Annotated in this window: 15 protein-coding genes; 12 read left to right on the forward strand and 3 right to left on the reverse strand. The window is 63.8% G+C overall.

Annotated features, from left to right (window positions below):
• Window positions 1–63: 63 nt before the first annotated feature.
• The 10 genes from ehuR to doeB all read left to right on the forward strand — a co-directional run bounded on the left by ehuR (window position 64) and on the right by doeB (window position 9,910).
• Window positions 64–1,449: a MocR-like ectoine utilization transcription factor EhuR gene (ehuR, locus tag H0241_RS28270; protein WP_181061062.1), complete on the forward strand. Its 1,386-nt coding sequence runs from the start codon at window positions 64–66 to the stop codon at window positions 1,447–1,449.
• 125 nt (window positions 1,450–1,574) lie between these two features.
• Complete coding sequence (gene ehuA, locus H0241_RS28275) at window positions 1,575–2,360, forward strand: ectoine/hydroxyectoine ABC transporter ATP-binding protein EhuA (protein ID WP_210285109.1); 786 nt, start codon at window positions 1,575–1,577, stop codon at window positions 2,358–2,360.
• A gap of 65 nt (window positions 2,361–2,425) precedes the next feature.
• The gene (ehuB, locus tag H0241_RS28280; protein WP_181061063.1) at window positions 2,426–3,277 is read left to right on the forward strand and encodes an ectoine/hydroxyectoine ABC transporter substrate-binding protein EhuB; all 852 of its coding nucleotides are present in this window, start codon (window positions 2,426–2,428) and stop codon (window positions 3,275–3,277) included.
• A 229-nt stretch (window positions 3,278–3,506) separates the two neighbouring features.
• Window positions 3,507–4,166 (forward strand): ectoine/hydroxyectoine ABC transporter permease subunit EhuC, encoded by a 660-nt coding sequence (gene ehuC, locus H0241_RS28285; protein ID WP_181061064.1) that lies wholly within the window; start codon window positions 3,507–3,509, stop codon window positions 4,164–4,166.
• On the forward strand, window positions 4,166–4,825 hold the full coding sequence (gene ehuD, locus H0241_RS28290) for an ectoine/hydroxyectoine ABC transporter permease subunit EhuD (RefSeq protein ID WP_181061065.1): 660 nt from the start codon (window positions 4,166–4,168) through the stop codon (window positions 4,823–4,825). Before ehuC ends, ehuD begins: the two co-directional genes overlap by 1 nt.
• Window positions 4,826–4,832: 7 nt before the next feature.
• Complete coding sequence (gene eutA / locus H0241_RS28295; protein ID WP_181061066.1) at window positions 4,833–5,609, forward strand: ectoine utilization protein EutA; 777 nt, start codon at window positions 4,833–4,835, stop codon at window positions 5,607–5,609.
• A 4-nt stretch (window positions 5,610–5,613) separates the two neighbouring features.
• A complete protein-coding gene (gene eutB, locus H0241_RS28300) occupies window positions 5,614–6,603 on the forward strand; it encodes a hydroxyectoine utilization dehydratase EutB (protein WP_181061090.1) in 990 nt (329 codons plus the stop codon).
• The gene (locus tag H0241_RS28305; protein WP_181061067.1) at window positions 6,600–7,592 is read left to right on the forward strand and encodes a cyclodeaminase; all 993 of its coding nucleotides are present in this window, start codon (window positions 6,600–6,602) and stop codon (window positions 7,590–7,592) included. The genes eutB and H0241_RS28305 overlap by 4 nt, the downstream gene beginning before the upstream one ends.
• A 132-nt stretch (window positions 7,593–7,724) precedes the next feature.
• A complete protein-coding gene (gene doeA / locus H0241_RS28310; protein WP_181061068.1) occupies window positions 7,725–8,903 on the forward strand; it encodes an ectoine hydrolase DoeA in 1,179 nt (392 codons plus the stop codon).
• 2 nt (window positions 8,904–8,905) lie between these two features.
• The gene (doeB, locus tag H0241_RS28315; RefSeq protein ID WP_181061069.1) at window positions 8,906–9,910 is read left to right on the forward strand and encodes a N(2)-acetyl-L-2,4-diaminobutanoate deacetylase DoeB; all 1,005 of its coding nucleotides are present in this window, start codon (window positions 8,906–8,908) and stop codon (window positions 9,908–9,910) included.
• Window positions 9,911–9,953: 43 nt separating this feature from the next.
• On the opposite strand, the gene H0241_RS28320 is transcribed toward doeB, so the two are convergent.
• Genes H0241_RS28320 through H0241_RS28330 form a run of 3 tightly spaced genes read right to left on the reverse strand, consistent with a single transcriptional unit; the run spans window position 9,954 to window position 16,055 of the window.
• Complete coding sequence (locus H0241_RS28320; protein WP_181061070.1) at window positions 9,954–11,081, reverse strand: serine hydrolase domain-containing protein; 1,128 nt, start codon at window positions 11,079–11,081, stop codon at window positions 9,954–9,956.
• Window positions 11,082–11,109: 28 nt separating this feature from the next.
• Window positions 11,110–13,824: a carbohydrate-binding protein gene (locus H0241_RS28325; protein ID WP_181061071.1), complete on the reverse strand. Its 2,715-nt coding sequence runs from the start codon at window positions 13,822–13,824 to the stop codon at window positions 11,110–11,112.
• An 8-nt stretch (window positions 13,825–13,832) separates the two neighbouring features.
• On the reverse strand, window positions 13,833–16,055 hold the full coding sequence (locus H0241_RS28330; RefSeq protein WP_181061072.1) for an MGH1-like glycoside hydrolase domain-containing protein: 2,223 nt from the start codon (window positions 16,053–16,055) through the stop codon (window positions 13,833–13,835).
• 152 nt (window positions 16,056–16,207) lie between these two features.
• On the opposite strand from H0241_RS28330, the gene H0241_RS28335 reads away from it, so the two are divergent.
• Window positions 16,208–17,239 (forward strand): ABC transporter substrate-binding protein, encoded by a 1,032-nt coding sequence (locus H0241_RS28335; protein WP_181061091.1) that lies wholly within the window; start codon window positions 16,208–16,210, stop codon window positions 17,237–17,239.
• Window positions 17,229–18,137 (forward strand): ABC transporter permease, encoded by a 909-nt coding sequence (locus H0241_RS28340; protein WP_181061073.1) that lies wholly within the window; start codon window positions 17,229–17,231, stop codon window positions 18,135–18,137. The genes H0241_RS28335 and H0241_RS28340 overlap by 11 nt, the downstream gene beginning before the upstream one ends.
• The last annotated feature ends 10 nt before the right edge of the window (window positions 18,138–18,147 follow it).

The following is an 18,147-nucleotide window of genomic DNA, read 5'->3' on the forward strand; positions in this document are numbered from 1 at the left end:
GGCATCACCATGATGGCGCATTATTTCGATTGTCAATTGCACTGATTTCGATCCTAATAAGTCATGACATTGTGGCAACCCGATCCCGCGCTTCTTCGCCGGCCGGCCTATCAATCGCTGGCCGACCAGTTCGCACGCGCCATCCATGACGGGCGACTGGCCAATGGCGCGCGGCTACCGACGCATCGCCGGCTGGCCGACGATTTGAAACTGTCGGTGCAGACGGTCAGCCGTGCCTATGAGGAATTGATCCGCCGTGGCCTGATTTCCGGCGAGATCGGCCGCGGCAGCTTTGTCCAGACGCAGCGCCGCGAACCGGAGCCACCCTATCTGCCTGAGCGCCTCGGCGAGGTCATCGATCTCTCCATCCTGAAGCCGGTCTGCGAGCCGATGCATCTGGAACGGCTGAAGCAGGCGCTGGGCTGGCTGGCCGAAAACCTGCCTTCGAGTTCGGCGCTGTCGTTCCGGCCCAACATGGTGTTTCCGCGCCACCGCGCGGTGGCGGTCGAATGGCTGAAGCTGTGCGGGCTGGATGTCTCTGCGCAGAACATCAGCCTGACCAACGGCGCCACCGCCGGGATGACGGTGGCGCTGATGAGTGTCGCGCCGCCGGGCTCGACCGTCGCCACCGAGGCCATTGGTCACCACACGCTGGTACCGTTGGCGCGATATCTCGGCTTCAACCTCGAAGGCTTGCCGATCGATGGCAACGGCCTGATCCCGGAAGCGCTCGACGAGGCCTGCCAGCTCACCGACATTCGTGCGGTCTTCGTACAGCCTTCGGTGATCAATCCGACGGCGACGCTGATGGATGCGCGGCGGCGCGAAGAGATCGCCGCCGTCGCGCGCAAGCACGACATCGCCATCATCGAGAACGATGTGCTGGGTCCCCTGGTCGAGGACCGGCCGCCGCCGGTCGCGGCTTTCGCGCCGGAGCGCACGCTCTACGTCACGTCCTTCACCAAGATCACCGTGCCTGGCCTGCGCATCGGCTACCTCGCCGCGCCCGACCGCTATGTCGCCGCCGTTGCCAACCGGCATCTGGTCTCGAACTGGATGGCGACACCGCTGGTGGCCGAGATCGCCACCAAATGGGTGACCGACGGCACCGCGATGGAACTCGTCCGCTGGCAGCGCGCGGCCTTGCGGCGCCGGCAGGACATCGCGGCCGAGGTGCTGGCCGGTGTCGACTACCGCGCCCGGCGCGACGGGCTGCATGTCTGGCTGCAACTGCCCGCAGACCGCGCCGAGGAGAGTTTTGTCGCCCAGGCCCGCCTGCAAGGCGTGGCAATCGCGCCCGGCACTTCCTTCCGTATCTCCGACGCGCCCTGGCATCCGGCGGTGCGCATTTCGCTCGGCTCGACCACCGAGGGGGAACTGCGCGCCGGCCTCGGCGTTGTCACCAAGCTGCTGCTTGGCGATCCGGAGCATCTGCTGCTCGCGATCTGAGCGGAAATTGCCCTGAAATTGTGCGTCGCCGGAAATATTGTCATGATATTATTTTCTCAATTGACATGATTTGGCGCGTTCCGCATCGTTAAGGGGCACAGGCTTCTCCAGCAGGGGAAATTCATTTGTCCACACCCATCATCAAGGTCGACGCCATTTCGAAGAGCTTCGGCTCGTTCAAGGTGCTCGACGGCCTGTCGATGCAGGTCATGCCCGGCGAGAAGCTGGCGCTGATCGGCCCGTCCGGCTCGGGCAAGACGACAATCCTGCGCATCCTGATGACGCTGGAGAAGATCGACGGCGGCCATATCCAGATCGATGGCGAGCAGCTCTACCACATGGAGCGCAATGGCCAGCTGCTGCCCGCCGACGAGCGGCATTTGACCAAGATGCGCCAGAAGATCGGCATGGTCTTCCAGCTGTTCAATCTGTTTCCGCACAAATGCGTCATGGACAATGTCACGCTGGCGCCGATGCTGACCAAGGGCACGCCGCGCGCCGCTGCCGAGAAGCGGGCGATGGAACTGCTCGACATGGTCGGCATGGCCGACAAGGCGAAGTCGATGCCGGCGCAATTGTCCGGCGGCCAGAAGCAGCGCGTGGCGATTGCTCGCGCCTTGGCGCTGTCGCCAAAGATCATGCTGTTCGATGAGGTGACCTCGGCGCTCGATCCGGAACTGGTCGAAGAGGTGCTCAACGTCATGCGCAAGCTCGCCGCCGAGACCGACATGACCATGCTGCTGGTCACCCACGAGATGGGCTTTGCCCATGACTTCGCTGACCGCGTGCTGTTCTTCGACCGCGGCCGGATCGTCGAAGAAGGCAAGCCCGACGAGATTTTCCGCCATCCCAAGCAGGAGCGCACGCAAGGCTTCCTGAAGAAGATCATCGCGGCCGGACATCGTGTCTGACCGCTTTGCGGGGCGGAAGACCGCCCCACACAAAACCAAGACAAGAAAACAAGGAGTTGGGAACAATGAAGAAACTTGGCATTCTGGCCGGCGTTGCCGGTCTCGCACTGACGGCGGTTCTGGCCGCTTCAAGCACCGGTTCGGCCGACGACAACAAGCTCGAGCAGCTGAAGGCACAGGGCTTTGCCCGCGTCGCCATCGCCAATGAGCCGCCCTATACGGCGGTCGCCGCCGACGGCAAGGTCTCGGGTGCGGCGCCTGATGTGGCGCGCGAGGTCTTCAAGCGTCTCGGCGTTGGCGACATCGTCGCGTCGATCTCGGAGTATGGCGCGATGATCCCCGGCCTGCAGGCCGGCCGCTTCGACGTCGTCACCGCCGGTCTGTTCATGAAGCCGGAGCGCTGCGCGGCGGTCGTCTATTCGGAACCGGTGCTATGCGACGCCGAGGCGATGCTGGTGAAGAAAGGCAATCCGAAGGGCTTCAAGAGCTATGAGGATGTCGCCAAGGACACCAGCGCTACGATCGGCGCCCCCGGTGGCGGCACCGAGGAGAAGCTGGCGCTCAACGCCGGCGTGCCGCGCGAGCGCGTCATTGTCGTTCCGGACGGCCAGAGCGGCCTGAAGATGCTGCAGGATGGCCGCATCGATGCCTATTCGCTTCCCGTCCTGTCGATCAATGACCTGGTCAAGAAGGCGAACGATCCGAACCTCGAAGTGATTGCGCCGGTGCAGGGCGCGCCGGTCTATTGCGACGGCGCCGCCTTCAAGAAGGGCGACGAGGCCTTGCGCGATGCCTTCGACGTCGAACTCGCCAAGATGAAGAAATCCGGCGAATTCGCCAAGATTATCGAGCCCTACGGCTTCTCGGCGGCGGCAGCGATGTCGACCACGCGCGACAAGCTCTGCGCCGCGAAGTAGGGCCTTCTTCCTTCTCCCCGTTCACGGGGAGAAGGTGTCACGAAGTGACGGATGAGGGGCGGCGCATACTTTCGTGGGTTCGCGCTGCCCCTCATCTGCCTGCCCGTCCTCCGCAGCAGCTGCGCTGCAGCTACAGAGGGTGGACCGGCATCTTCTCCCCGTAGAACGGGGAGAGGAGCTGTCGCAGCTGCCCTGCGCAACCGCAAATGAAGTGGAATAGTAAGCACAGATGACCCAGTGGTCCGGCTATCTCGGCCTGATATTGCAGGGAGCGCTTGTCACCATCGAGCTGACGCTGATGGGGTCGGTGCTCGCGTTGATCATGGCCTTCCTCGCCGGCATGGGTCGCGTGTCGCGCTTCTTCGCGCTGCGCTGGCTGGCAACCGTCTATATCGAATTCTTCCGCGGCACCTCGATCTTCGTGCAGTTGTTCTTTGCCTATTTCGTGCTCCCGTTGATCGGCCTCGAACTGACACCCCTTCAGGCGGGCGTGCTGGCGCTGGGCTTGAACGTCGGCGCCTATGCGGCCGAAGTGGTGCGCGGCGCCATCCAGTCGGTCGGCCGCGAACAATATGAGGCCTGCATCGCGCTCAACCTCGGCCGCTGGCAAGGCATGCGCCACGTCATCCTGCCGCAGGCGCTGCTGATCATGCTGCCGACCTTCGGCAACAACGCCATCGAGCTGCTCAAGGCGACCTCCGTGGTGTCGCTGATCTCGCTCGCCGATCTCACCTTCCAGGCGCAGGTCGTGCGCTCGCAGACCGGCAACACGCTGGTGCCGTTCACCACCATCCTGATCATCTATTTCGCGCTGGCGCTGATCATCTCCTGGGGCGTGCGTTCTCTGGAACGCCGTATGGCGCGCGGCCTCGACGGGGTGCGCGTCTGATGGACTGGGATTGGAACTTCGTCTGGGAGATCATGCCGACGCTGATCCAGGGTGTGAAGATCACCATCCTGGCGACGCTGCTCGGCTCGGTGCTGGCGGCGATTGTCGGCCTGGGCATCGCGCTGGCGCGCCGCTCGCCCAACAAGGCGCTGTCACGCACCGTCGGCTTCCTTGCCGAATTCATCCGCGGCACGCCGCTTCTGGTGCAGCTCTATTTCATCTTCTACGTGCTGCCCGATTTCGGCATCCTGTTGCCGCCGCTGGTCGCCGGTGTCATCGGGCTTGGCCTGCACTACGGCACCTACACGGCGGAGGTTTACCGCGCCGGCATCGACAATGTGCCGCGCGGCCAGTGGGAAGCGGCCAAGGCATGCAATCTGAGCGCCACGCAGACCTGGACCAACATCATCATTCCGCAGGCGATCCCGCCGATGATCCCGGCTTTGGCCAACTATTTCATCGCCATGTTCAAGGAGACGCCGCTGCTATCGGCGATCACCGTGCTGGAGCTGATGAACCAGGCCAAGAGTGTGGCCAACACCTATTATCGCTACATCGAGCCGATTACGCTGGTCGGTGCTTTCTTCCTCGTCATCAGCCTCTTCTCGGTCGTGCTGCTGCGCTGGCTGGAACATCGCTACGGCAAGATCGAAAGGTAATTTTTCCATGAAACCGCTGCCCGAAATCAGGCTGACGCCGACAAGGCCGGCACTCGATGCGCGCCCGCTGGAAAAGCGCGTCGGCCTGATCATCCTTGCCACCGACCACACCAGCGAACCGGATTTCCGCCGCATGGTGGCGAGCGAACGGGTCGGCGTCTATGTCGCGCGCATCCCCTACAAGAACCCGACGACACCCGAGAACCTTCGCAAGATGCAGCCGGAGCTGGCGGCGGGCGCGGCACTGATCCTGCCCGACGAAAAGCTCGACGCCGTCTGCTACTCCTGCACGTCGGCCTCGGTGGTTATCGGCGATGCAGAGATCGAGGCAGCAATCCAAGCCGCCAAGCCGGGCGTACGAGTGGTGACGCCGCCCATGGCTGGGGTGCGTGGGCTGAAGGCGCTGGGCGCGAAAAGGATCAGCATCCTCACGCCTTACACGGTTGAGACCAGCCGGCCGATGGCAACCTATTTCGCCGAGCGCGGCTTCGACATATTGAGCTTCACTTGTCTTGGCTTCGAGGACGACCGCGAGATGGCCCGTATTGCGCCCGCCTCGCTGGTCGATCTGGCCCGGGACGCAACGCATGCCGAGGCTGATGCCTTGTTTGTCTCCTGTACGGCGCTGCGGGCAGCCCTTGCCGTTCCCGGCATGGAACAGGCGGTCGGTATCCCCGTTGTCACCAGCAATCAGGCCAGTGCCTGGAACTGCCTGCGGCTTTGTGGCGACGACACGCCGCGTCCGGAGTTCGGCCGGCTAATGACGTTGCCGCTTGAACAGTAAGACCATGACGCGCGCCATCACCCTCCAAGACATCCGCGCCGCTCGTGAACGTATCACCGGCAAAGTCGAGCGCACCCCCATTGAGCTGTCCCAGAGCCTGTCGGAACGCTGCGGCGTCCCCGTCCACCTCAAACTTGAGCATCGCCAGACAACCGGCAGCTTCAAGCTGCGCGGCGCCTCGAATGCCGTCGCTTCACTGAGCGCCGAGGAGAAGGCGCGCGGCGTGATCGCGTCATCGACCGGCAATCATGGCCGTGCGCTTGCCCATGCCGCGAAGCTCGAAGGCATGCGCGCGGTGATCTGCATGTCGCGGATGGTGCCACGGAACAAGCTGGACGAGATCCGTCGGCTTGGCGCGGACGTCCGCATCATCGGCGACAGCCAGGATGAGGCGCAAAAGGAGGTCGAACGGCTGGTGGCGCAAGAGGGGCTGATGATGCTGCCGCCTTTCGACCATCCCGACATCATAGCAGGGCAAGGGACGCTCGGGCTGGAGATGATCGAGCAGGTTCCGGATGCCGTTCTCGTCCTGGTGCAGCTCTCCGGCGGCGGGCTCGCCTCGGGCATCGCCGGAGCCGTCAAGGGCGTCAGCCCCGGGACAAAAGTGATCGGCGTTTCGATGGCGCGCGGCGCGGCGATGAAGGTGAGCCTCGATGCCGGCCGGCCGGTCGAGGTCGAGGAGTTGCCGACGCTGGCGGATTCGCTCGGCGGCGGCATCGGTCTCGACAACCGGCTGACCTTTGCCATGTGCCGCGATCTGCTCGACGATGTCATCCTGCTCAGCGAGGACGAGATCGCCACCGGCATCCGCCACGCCTATGAACAGGAGCGCGAGATCGTCGAAGGCGCCGGCGCGGTCGGCGTCGCTGCGCTGCTCGCCGGCAAGGTCAAGGCGAACGGACCGGTGGTGGTACTGCTGTCCGGTCGCAACATCGATATGAACACGCACCGCAGGATCGTCTGCGGTAAGGCAATCGCGGAGCGCGACGCATGAGCCGGATGATGGTCCTTACCGAGAAAGAACTGCGCACAATCGTGACCCTCGATCTCGACGCTGTCGCCTGTGTCGAAAACGCTTTCCGTGCGCTCGCCACATTGCCGGTGGCGATGCCGCCGATCCTGCGGTTGGACATTCACGAGCATCGCGGCGAAGTGGATGTGAAGTCGGCCTATGTGCCTGGCATAGATGGTTTCGCCGTCAAGATAAGTTCCGGCTTCTTCGATAATCCGAAACTCGGTCTGCCCAGCGGAGGCGGCATGATGGTGCTGCTATCGGCAAGAACCGGTGTGGTCGAGGCGCTGCTGCTCGACAATGGCTACCTCACCGATGTCCGCACGGCCGCCGCGGGCGCCGTCGCGGCGAAGCATCTGTCGCGGCCGGATTCCTCCGTTGCCGCAATCTTCGGCGCCGGCGTGCAAGCCGGGCTGCAGCTCGAAGCGCTCATGCTGGTGCGGCCAATTGCCGAGGCACGCATCTGGGCGCGCGATGCCGTCAAGGCGGAGGCGACAGCAAGCGCCCTGCGCGAAAAACTTGGCATCCTCGTGCGCGCCGAACCGGACGCGGCAACGGCGATTGGTGGCGCCGACATCATCGTCACCACCACGCCGTCGACCGAGCCGCTGATCAAGGCTGGCTTTGTCGTTGCCGGCCAGCACATCACCGCCATGGGATCCGACGCCGAGCATAAGAACGAGATCGCGCCGGCGATCCTGCGCATGGCCGATCTCTATGTCGCCGACAGCGCGAAGCAAACGCGGCGTCTCGGCGAACTTCACCACGCCATCGCTTCGGGAGTGATGGGCGCCGATATGGCGGTCACCGAGCTCGGCCAGATCATCGCCGGTGAAAAGCACGGAAGGCGTTCAGCAAGCGACATCACCATCGCCGACCTCACCGGCACCGGCGTGCAGGACACCGCGATCGCGACGCTCGCTCGAGACCGCGCGCGGGCAGCCAAGTCGGGAACCATTCTCGAAAGCTGATGCTGGCCAAAGCGTGATCCGGAAAAGTGGGAACCGGTTTTCCGAAAAGATCACGCTCAAACAAGAACGACGAGCCGGTTTCAACACAGTTGAAAACAGGCTCTAGGCCCAACAAACGAGGATCCAAGAACAATGCAACCAAACCTGAAATTCTCGCGTGGCGAATTTGCGGAACGCCTCGCCAAGACGCGGAAAGCCATGGAGGTGAAAGGGGTCGATCTCCTGGTTGTCAGCGATCCTTCCAACATGGCCTGGCTGACCGGCTATGACGGCTGGTCGTTCTATGTCCACCAGGCAGTCATCGTGCCGCCATCGGGTGAGCCGGTCTGGTATGGCCGCGGCCAGGATGCCAACGGCGCCAAGCGCACGGCCTATCTCGCCCATGACAACATCGTCGGCTATGCCGACCACTATGTGCAGTCGACCGAGCGCCACCCCATGGATTTTTTGGCCAGCGTGCTGGCCGATCGTGGCTGGGGGAAGCTCAGCATCGGCGTCGAGATGGACAATTACTGGTTCTCGGCGGCCGCCTTCGCGTCACTGCAAAAGCATTTGCCCAATGCCCGCTTTGTCGATGCCACCGCGCTGGTCAACTGGCAGCGCGCGGTGAAGAGCGCGACCGAGATCGATTACATGCGCAAGGCCGCGCGTATCGTTGAAGCCATGCACCAGCGCATCGTCGACAAGATGGAAGTCGGCATGCGCAAATGCGATCTTGTCGCCGAAATCTACGATGCCGGCACGCGCGGCGTCGACGGGATCGGCGGCGACTATCCGGCGATCGTGCCGCTGCTGCCGTCGGGCGCCGACGCTTCTGCACCGCATTTGACCTGGGACGACCAGCCGATGAGGTCGGGCGAAGGGACCTTCTTCGAGATCGCCGGCTGCTACAACCGCTACCACTGCCCGCTGTCGCGAACCGTCTTTCTGGGCAAGCCGACGCAGGAATTTCTCGATGCGGAGAAGGCGACGCTGGAAGGCATGGAGGCGGGGCTTGCAGCGGCGAAACCCGGCAACACCTGCGAGGACATCGCCAACGCCTTCTTCGCCGTGTTGAAAAAATACGGCATCGTCAAGGACAACCGCACCGGCTATCCGATCGGTCTGTCCTATCCGCCGGACTGGGGCGAGCGCACGATGAGCCTGCGCCCCGGCGACCGCACCGAACTCAAGCCCGGCATGACCTTCCATTTCATGACCGGTCTGTGGCTGGAGACGATGGGGCTGGAGATCACCGAATCCATCCTGATCACCGAAACCGGTGTAGAGTGCCTGGCAAATGTGCCGCGCAAACTTGTGGTGAAGAATTGAAAATGACGTCCATGCTCCGCCCATCGCCGATCGCCCCGACCGTCGATTTCGACAAGGATGGCGTGCAACATGGTTTCCTTCGCCTGCCCTACAGCCGCGACGACTCGGCCTGGGGCTCGGTGATGATCCCGATCTGCGTCATCCGCAATGGCGCGGGGCCGACGGCGCTGCTCTCGGGCGGCAATCATGGCGATGAGTATGAGGGGCCGTTGGCGCTCTACGAACTCGCCCGCACCCTCGATCCGAAGCAAGTCAGCGGCACGGTGATCATGGTGCCGGCGATGAACTATCCGGCATTTCGCGCCGGCACCCGGACGTCGCCAATCGACAAGGGGAACATGAACCGCAGTTTTCCCGGTCGCCCCGACGGCACGGTGACGGAAAAGATCGCCGACTATTTCCAGCGCGAATTGCTGCCGCGCGCCGACCTCGTTTTCGACTTCCACTCCGGCGGGAAGACGCTCGATTTCGTGCCGTTCTGCGCCGCGCACACTGTGCCCGACAAGGCACAGGAGCAGAAAGCCTTTGATGCGGTCGCGGCGTTCTCCGCACCGTTCTCGATGCGCATGATCGAGATCGACTCCGTCGGCATGTACGACACGGCTGCGGAGGAAATGGGCAAGGTCTTCGTCAGCACCGAGCTTGGCGGTGGCGGCACCTCGCGTGCCCAGACCGTGCGGATTGCGCGGCGCGGCATCAGCAATGTGCTGCGTCATGCCGGCATCGTTGAGGGTGCACTCGAGAAGAGCCCGACGCAATGGCTCGACATGCCGTCCGGCGATTGCTTCTCCTTCGCCGAGGAGGACGGCATGATCGAAACCATGGTCGATCTCGGCGAGCCCGTGAAAGAAGGGGCGGTACTGGCGCGCATCCATTCCACCGGCCGCACCGGCATCGCTCCGCAGGAGATCAGGGCAAAAATGTCCGGCATGCTGGCGGCGCGACATTTTCCAGGTCTGGTCAAAGCCGGTGACTGTGCCGCGGTGGTTGGCGCTCTGGTGTCGTGATGTTCGGAGTCACCGAAATCAATGGCCAGCGTGTGTGCATGCTTCAAAGCGCGTCATAAACGGCGTCGATTAAAACCTTGCGGCGTGGATCGAGGTCGTCGAAACCGAGCATACGGTTGGTGACATAGCCAAACCCGACACCGGCGGCGGGATCGGCAAAGCCAATGGCGCCGCCCCAGCCGCTGTGACCGAACGTTTGCGGCGACGCGCGCCCGGCATAGGTGGGATCCTCCATCTGATAGCCGGCGGCGAAGGCTGTCGGCAACGCGAAGCTGTCGTCCATGCCGCGAATGCGAGGTCTTGCTGCTTCTTCGATTGCCGTCCGACCGATCAGAGGCTTGCCCTCCCAAACGCCGCCGGCCGCCATCATGCCGTAGATGCGTGCCAGTGCGTGCGCCGTCGACTGGCCATTGCCGCCCGGCACCTCGGCGGCGCGCCATGCGCGGTCGTTGGGCGCCGATGCCCGGGGTGTGGGATTGTCGCCAGCGTGGGGAAATGGCGAGGCGCGGACAAACTCGACCCAGTCTGAAGTTTTTGGACCTTCAATCATCTCGGCGACCCTGAGATCCTCGCTGGCCGGCAGACCGACATGAAAGTCGGCGCCAAGCGGGCCTGCGATCTCTTCCGCAATGAAGCGGCCCATGCTGCGTCCGTCGACGCGGCGCAGCACTTCGCCAGCAAGGTGGCCGTAGGTAAGAGCATGATAGATGCAGCGGCTGCCCGGCTCCCATAGGGGTGACATGGCGGCAAGCGCGTCGACAAAGGGCGTCCACGCCAGAAGCCCTGCCTCGTCCATCGGCACTGCGAGACCGTTCAGCCCGGCCTGATGCGACATCACCTGATCGAGCGTGATGCGCTCCTTGCCGCCAGCCGCGAATTCCGGCCAGTAGCGCGCAACGGGTGCGGCGTAATCGAGCTTGCCGCGCTCCACCAACATGGCGATGGCCAAGGCCACAACGCCCTTGGTGCAGGACCAGACATTGATCAGCGTGTCTTGCCGCCACGGGCGGCTGCGCGCGGCATCGGCGTGGCCGCCCCACAGATCAACGACGGTCCTGCCATGCACCACGACCGACACGCCGCCGCCATGCTCGAGCCCTTGGTCGAAAGACCTGCCAAACGCCTCGCGCACGCCGGCAAAGCGTGGATCGCAGATACCATCTATGTTCATGCGCGAATTCTCATTCGGTACGAGTTCCTCAACACGATGCAGTTTCAGTGGCGGCCCTTGGATTGGCAACCAAGCTCTGGCGACCAGCACAGAGACATGGTGCCGCAGTCAGTCCCGAGGGCAGCGGCGTGCCACCCCAAAAAGGCGTGCCTGCATAATAACGATTTGCCGCCGTGTTCCTGACGCGAAGCTCGATTGCAACCTCGCCCTGCGAGACAGGCAGAGCGAAGCGCGCTTCTCCTGCGATATGCCGGCCTATGAACGCGCCATCGAGCCAAAGCTCCGCCGTTTCATGCAGGCCTGGCAGCAGCAGATGCCAGACGAGACCGTCGGTCAGGTCAGGCAGGTTTGCGCGCCGGCGGTAGACTCCGGTGCCGGCGAAAGTGGCATGGCCTTGCGCCTCCCATCCGCGATCGACGGCAATCGAAATCGGTTCGCCGCCGTCGATCTCCAGCGTCCAGCCGTCGGCAAGGACGATCGATGCCGGCGCACCGGCAAGCGTGGTGGCGTGACCTCGGCCGGTATCGACCGAGCTGTATAGTGCCTTCTCGCCATTGCGGATCGACAGGCACACCAGACGCTGGGCACCAACATCAAGGGTCAGCGTTCCGTCGACCACCCTATGTGGCAAGACAGCCACTTCGCCGCTCTCGGGACTCCAGAACGAGATTTCCGGCGCCGGCTCGGCGAGCTGGATTTTCAGACGCCGCGTCGTCGCCTGATCGTTGAACGCTGCCAGCCGCCAGCTGTCGCCGCACCGCGAAACCGAACTCCAGGAAGGGCCATCTTCGAACTGAATGTCGGGCAGCGGACGCGGTTCGGCCGCGACAAGGCGCGCGATGTCTTGCTGTACCGCATCCGGCAGATGCACCACACGCCCGCACACCGCAGCAAGGCTGCTCAATAACGCAACGCAGGACTGCTCCTCGCCTTTCATTCTGGTCTTGTGCGGCAACGGGCCGGTCGCCAGCAGCCTGCCGCCGTTTCGCACGAAAGCAGCGATGATCTCAGCCGTATCAACCGAAGCAAGCGTCGTCACCGCGGGCAGCACCAGCGTCTCGTAGCGCGGCTCTGCACCCAGCACCGTGTCAAGCATGCGCTCGTCCACAACGTCATAGCCGAGGCCCGCGCGTGCCAGTGCTTCCGCCCACCAGCCGAAATGGTCCCCGCAGGCAGGCGCCATTGCCTCTGCACGGATCGTCTCGAGCGGATAAAGAAGCGCCACCGGCCGCAGCGGTTCGCCATCCTCCAGAAAGGCCGAGAGCCGCGCCAGTTCCGAGAAGATCGCCGGGCAATCCTCCCACCACGGCTCGAAGTTGAAGGCCGGCGGAAAATCGAACCTGGCGCTGAGCAGCCCGTCGCCCTTGGCGCCATTGGTGACGTTGTAGGCGTGCAGCAGGATCTGCCGCGCGCCGAACAGGAGATGGCGGATCGCTTGCGCGCGGAAGCGCTCGGCCGTCAGCCCCCATTGGCCGGCAAGGCCTGGCGCGCCGGTCTCCCGCCCGGTCGAATATTGCTCGATCATGCAGCGCCGGCGGCAATGCGCCCGCGCCACGCTGTCGCCGAGCTTGGCGGAAAGCTGCGGCGCATAGTCGGCGGCGTCGACCGCCGTCACGCTGCGATAGGCGTCGACGCCGAAATAGTCGACACCCGGCATGCTGCGCGGATCGAAGCCGGTGAGGCCGGCGTGCAACCGCCAGGCGCCGACATGGGTCAGAAGTTCGTGTCCGGTAAAACCGACGCCGCGCTCGGCGGTCCAGCGAGACAGCGTTCCGAAGAAGGCCTCATGCATGCGTCGGCCATAGGCTTCGAAAAAGCCGGCCCGCAGCTCGGCCGTGCGCGGACCGACGTCGCGCAGCAGCGACAGCATTTGCATGGCGTCGGCCGGGTCGGCGGCGTCCCAGAGCAGGCTGTTGCCGAGATTGCTGCGATGCTCGTCCCAGACGTGGAAACCGGCATAGGGGTGGTCGAAGAAAAAGCCGTCCGCTGCGCCACCGGCGGCGTCCAGCAGCGGGGCATAGACGGTGTCGGCGAACCGTTGCGCCGCTTCCGGCAGGAGATAGTTGATGAGCCGGGAGGTCAGGCACCGCGCCGATGCAAAGAGGGTGACCGCGCTGCCCGTCGGAACGGCGCTACCATTCTCGATCACAATGCGGCACGCGGCATCACCGGTTTGCTCGATGTTGATAGTGCCTGTCACCGGCCGGACGGCGCTTTCGGCCGCAATAGCCGTCTGGTCGTCCGGGTGCGAGACGGCGAGCACCACCTGCCAGTCACCCCAGCGCGGCACGCCGTCTTCGTAGCACCAGGTGCGGCCTGCCTCGCCGAGGAAATCGAGGAACGGCGAGTGGATGTTGGAAATCGTAAGTTCGGTACGCGCCCCCTTTACCACCCCACTCGTCCAGAACAGGTGGCGCTCGCGCAGATGATCCGCGCCGTTGACGGTACGCCCTCCGCCATGACCCGACATCCAGCCATACTCGTCGTAGATGGTGACCCTGAGGCCCAGCCGCTGCGCCTCGGCGGCCGCGCGCCGATATGCGTCCAGATATGCAGGCGACAGATAGGATTCGAGCGCAAGCGCGCGACGCGCCTGGATCATCACCGTGCCGACGCCCTTTTCGCTGATATCCGCCAGTTGCAGCCGAATTTCTGATGCGCTCGGAATGCGGTGCCAGAACCAGAAGACCGCCGGCCGAAAATCCGGCCCCGGCTTGCGGAACCAGTCGAGCCCGTCAAGCAATTTGCCGCTCACGGCGTCAGGTAGCAGTCGAGCCGCGCGCCGGTCCCTGCCCCGGACAGATCCACGATGCGGCATCCGTCTTCGAGCACCGTCGCGACCTCCTGCTCACCGAGACGCGCCGACACGAGGCGCGCGGCCATGTCCGGCCCAAGCCGGAAGCTCGCAATGCCCGAACAGCCCTCCCGGAAACGGACCGACAGCAGCCCTCTTTCCACGACGATGTGGCTGATGCGACCCCTATGATCGGTGGAAAACAGCACGGCGCCTCTGGCCGAGAGAGTGAGTGTCCCCGCTTCGACAGTGACCACGACATCACCGGCGGGGCTCGACAGCGGACCTAGCCGCACGGCTTCGCCGGTGTTTGCCAATTCCCATCCGTGCCACGGGCCGATGTCCATGACCTGGCAGACGCCGAGCAGCGGCAGCATGGCGCCCCAGGTGTAGAAGGGATCGGCATCGCCTTGGTCGACGATCTCGCCGGTCTCGGCATTGTAGTTCTCACCGCAAAGCCGCGCGGCCGTCCAGGACTGCTCAAACATGGCAAGGCTTTTGCGAGCAAGTTCGGCCGCCTCCAGCTCGAATCCATAACGGCGCAGACCTTGCCAGACGAAATAGTTGACGTTCGCCCAGATGCGCCCGCGCCAATAAACGTTTTCCTTGTAGGCGGGATCGTTGCGCGACGCATTGGGCAGCACGAACTGCCCGCCGAATGTCGCGGGATCGGCGAGATGCTCAAGAAGCCGGGCTGCCTGCGCCTCGCTGGCTGCGCCGCACAACAGCGGATAGAAGCTTGTCGGGCCGACGCTGGAAACGAAGCCGCCATGGCGCTGCCGGTTGGCGAACTGCCCGCGCGCCTCGTCCCACAGCTCGGTCCGGATTTTGTCGCGCGTATCCTGCGCGAGAGCCTCGAAGCCCGCGGCATCGTCGATGTGGCCGAGTTCACGGGCGATCTTTCCCAGCATTTCGGTGTCGAGCGCCAGCGCGCAGTTGAGCCCGACGTCAAACGTCGACAGCGAGCGTGTGGCTGGATCGTAGACCGCCTCATCATGCGTTGCGGAATTGTCCATGCCGGTTTCGTTGCGCGCGCCGAAAGCTGTGCCCTTGTAGAGGGCGTCGCCAACGTCCGAGGTGCCGCAGGAAACCAGCCCGCGCCCGTCCGGATCGCGGCTGGTTCGCCACCACCGGTTGTTCCGCAGCAATGGGCCATAGGCGTTTTCGAGCAACGACCGGTCGCGGCTGCGCAGATACATCGTCCACGCGATAAAGGCGCCATGCGGCGCCTGGCTACGGTCGACCCAGGAATCGCGCGAGGTCAGCAGACAAGCGAAATTGCCTTGCGGGGTCGCGCTGGCCATAGCGACATCGAAATTTTCGCGCGCAAGCGATGGATCGAAAAGACCGGCCATCAGCGCCGCGAACGTCTGGTCGTTGAACCAGACGGCGAAGCCGCCGAGATTCCAGATACGGCTGATCGCGGTATAGGGGCGGGCGTTGATGCGGTCGTAAAGCGTGTTCCAGCCGATCACGTCGCGCACCGCGTCGAGCGCGCCCTCGTTGCGCCCGGTGTGAAGCGGCGTGGCGGGTGCCGTGTCTGCCACCAGCGCTCGCTTCGCTGTCTTCACCGCAAGGGCGCGGCTGTCAGCCACCGCCGCGGCAAACCGGGCCTCCGGCATCATTTCGAGATTGAAGCGCAGCGCTATGACCTTTGCGGAATTCGAACGGCTCGAGAGATCGAAATAACCGTTGGCGTCCATGTCGGCGACCAGGGCTTCGATGCTGTCGTGACCGGTCACCTGTACCGGTGCGTCGCGCGAAACCAGCGACACGTATCGCTGTCCGACGGCCAGGGTCGCGGCGCCATCGTCATGGCTGTAGGTGACCTCTTCCCCACCCTCCGCCGACAGGCAAAGCACAACCCAGTAGCGCAGACCCCACTCATGCTTTTTACGCACCGACCAGCGGCCTTCGATGCAGAAGGGATCGCGTTTTGCGTAGGAGAACTCGAGCCGCGTGCCGCCATGATTAGTCTCGAAATCGATGACCTCGCCATGCAGGCCGTGCCGCCCGAAGCGAATTTCGGCGGGCGGGCGGATGGTTGTCGCCTTGCGCGCGCCGGACGAGAACAGCACTGGCGTGACGCGTGCGCCGAGCGGCAGAAACACCATCTCGCCCGGCCGTTCCGACCATGTGTTCCAAGCGCTTTCGGCGGGCAAATTCGCGTTTTTGAGCATGGGATATTTCCGTTGGATCGATGATGGGCGGAGCGGGCGGCGGCGGTCGAATTAGAGATCACTTGACAATTAAGCCATCTCGAAGTTTGTTTGTACACTAACAAAAATGGGAGAAGAACATGCAACAGACACGACGCAGTTTTCTGACAATCATGGGTGCTGCCGCAGCGGCCGGTTTGGCTAGGCCGAGGCTGGCACGGGCCGCGACCAGCATAACGGTTCTGAACTGGCAGGGCTACGGCACCGACGAGGCCTGGGCGGTGAAGGCCTTCACCGAAAAGACCGGAATCCAGGTGGTGCACGACTATTTCAGCTCGGAACCGGAAATGCTGACCAAGCTGCGGACCAACCCTGGCGTCTACGACGTTGTGCTGATCAACAGCGCCCGCGTGTCGCAAGCCGTCGCCGACAGTCTGGTCGTTGCGGCCGACTTCAGCAAAGTGCCGAACGCCGCCGGGCTGTCGCCGGATCTGGTCAACAGCGCCAACCGCAACATCGACGGCACAGGCTACGGCGTTCCGTGGGTCTGGGGCATGACGGCCTTGGCTGCTCGCGAAGGTGGAACGATCCCGGACAGCTACGCGGCATTGGGCGACCCGGCCAATGTCGGGCGCGTGGCGTTGTCTGACGATGCCGTTACCATGGTGGCGCTTGTCGCGCTGCTGACCGGCCAGGACATGAACAAGCCTACCGATCTGGCCGCCATTACCGACAAGCTCAAGAGCTTCAAACCCAACATCAAATTGATGTGGTCGAGCGAAGATCAGTGGAACAAATCGTTTGCCGCCAAAGAGTTCGACCTATCCGTCTACTGGTCGGGTTCCTCGGCGCGGTCGAAGCACATTTCCAAGCTTCCTGTCCAGTTCGTCGTTCCGAAGGAGGGGGCGCTTGTCTGGATGGACACGCTGAACGTCGTGTCCGGCAGCGCAAATCCGGATGCGGCCCTGGCCTTCATCAACTACATGATTGATCCTGAGTTCTATGTGGAATGGGCGACCAAGGTGGGTGCTCCGGCTTCGGCGAACTCCACCGCCATGGACAAGCTGCCGGCTGACGACCTGACCCGCCTGATCCACGATCCCAAGTACCTGAAGACGTCGACAATCCAGGCAGCCCTGACCGATGAGCAGCGCGAGGCGTTCAACAATCTCTGGCAAGAGGTCAAGGCATTCTATGCCGCTTGATCCGGCCAATTCCACCCAGTTGCGCGAGCCTGGCGGCTCGCGCAAGCCGTTGCCGCCATGGGCGTCGACGGCTGCGCTGCTGGTGCCGACCTATGGCTGGCTGACGCTGGCGGTGTTCCTGCCGCTCTGCACCATGTTTGCGTTCAGTTTCCTGACCGCAACGCCGATGGGCAAAGCCCCGATCGTCTTCACATTCAAGCAATACCGGGCCTTTATCGATCAACCCTATCTGCTCGGCGTTGCCTGGCAATCCCTGCTGATGGGCTTCTGGACGACGTTTTTCTGCGCGGTGCTTGGCTTCTTTGCTGCCCTGGCGCTGGTCCGCGCCACCGAGGGCAAGGTGCGCGAGACGCTGCTGATCCTGGTGCTGCTGCCGTTCTGGACGAACGGTCTCGTGCGCGTGTTCTCCTGGACCATGGTGCTGCGCGAAGGCGGCTTTCTCGACTATGCGATCCATTCGGTCTGGCCCGGCGCCGGGTCGGTCGGGTTCCTCTACACGCGGCAAGCTGTGGTGGTCGGCCTGGTGCATGGCTACCTGCCCTACATGATCCTGACCTGTTACATCGCGCTGGTCACGATCGACAACACCATCGTCGAAGCCGCCAGCAGCCTTGGCGCGCGCTGGTGGACGATCCTCTGGAAGATTCTGTTGCCGATGGCCGCGCCCGGCCTGATCTCCGGATCGGTCCTGATCTTCGTGCCGGTAATCGGCTCGTTCATGGAACCGAGGATCCTCGGTGGCCGTGTCGGCGTAACCATGGGCACGGTGATCGAGGATCAGTTCACGCAGGCCTTCAACTGGCCGCTCGGCGCCGCCCTGTCCTTCACCATGCTCGCCGTCGTCCTCGGCATCTTCGCCACCTTCTCCGGCGTGCTGCGCCGCGGCACGGCCTTGTGAGGATGCCAAG

Origin of the sequence: Mesorhizobium neociceri (assembly GCF_013520985.1) — a bacterium.
Lineage (GTDB): Bacteria > Pseudomonadota > Alphaproteobacteria > Rhizobiales > Rhizobiaceae > Mesorhizobium > Mesorhizobium neociceri.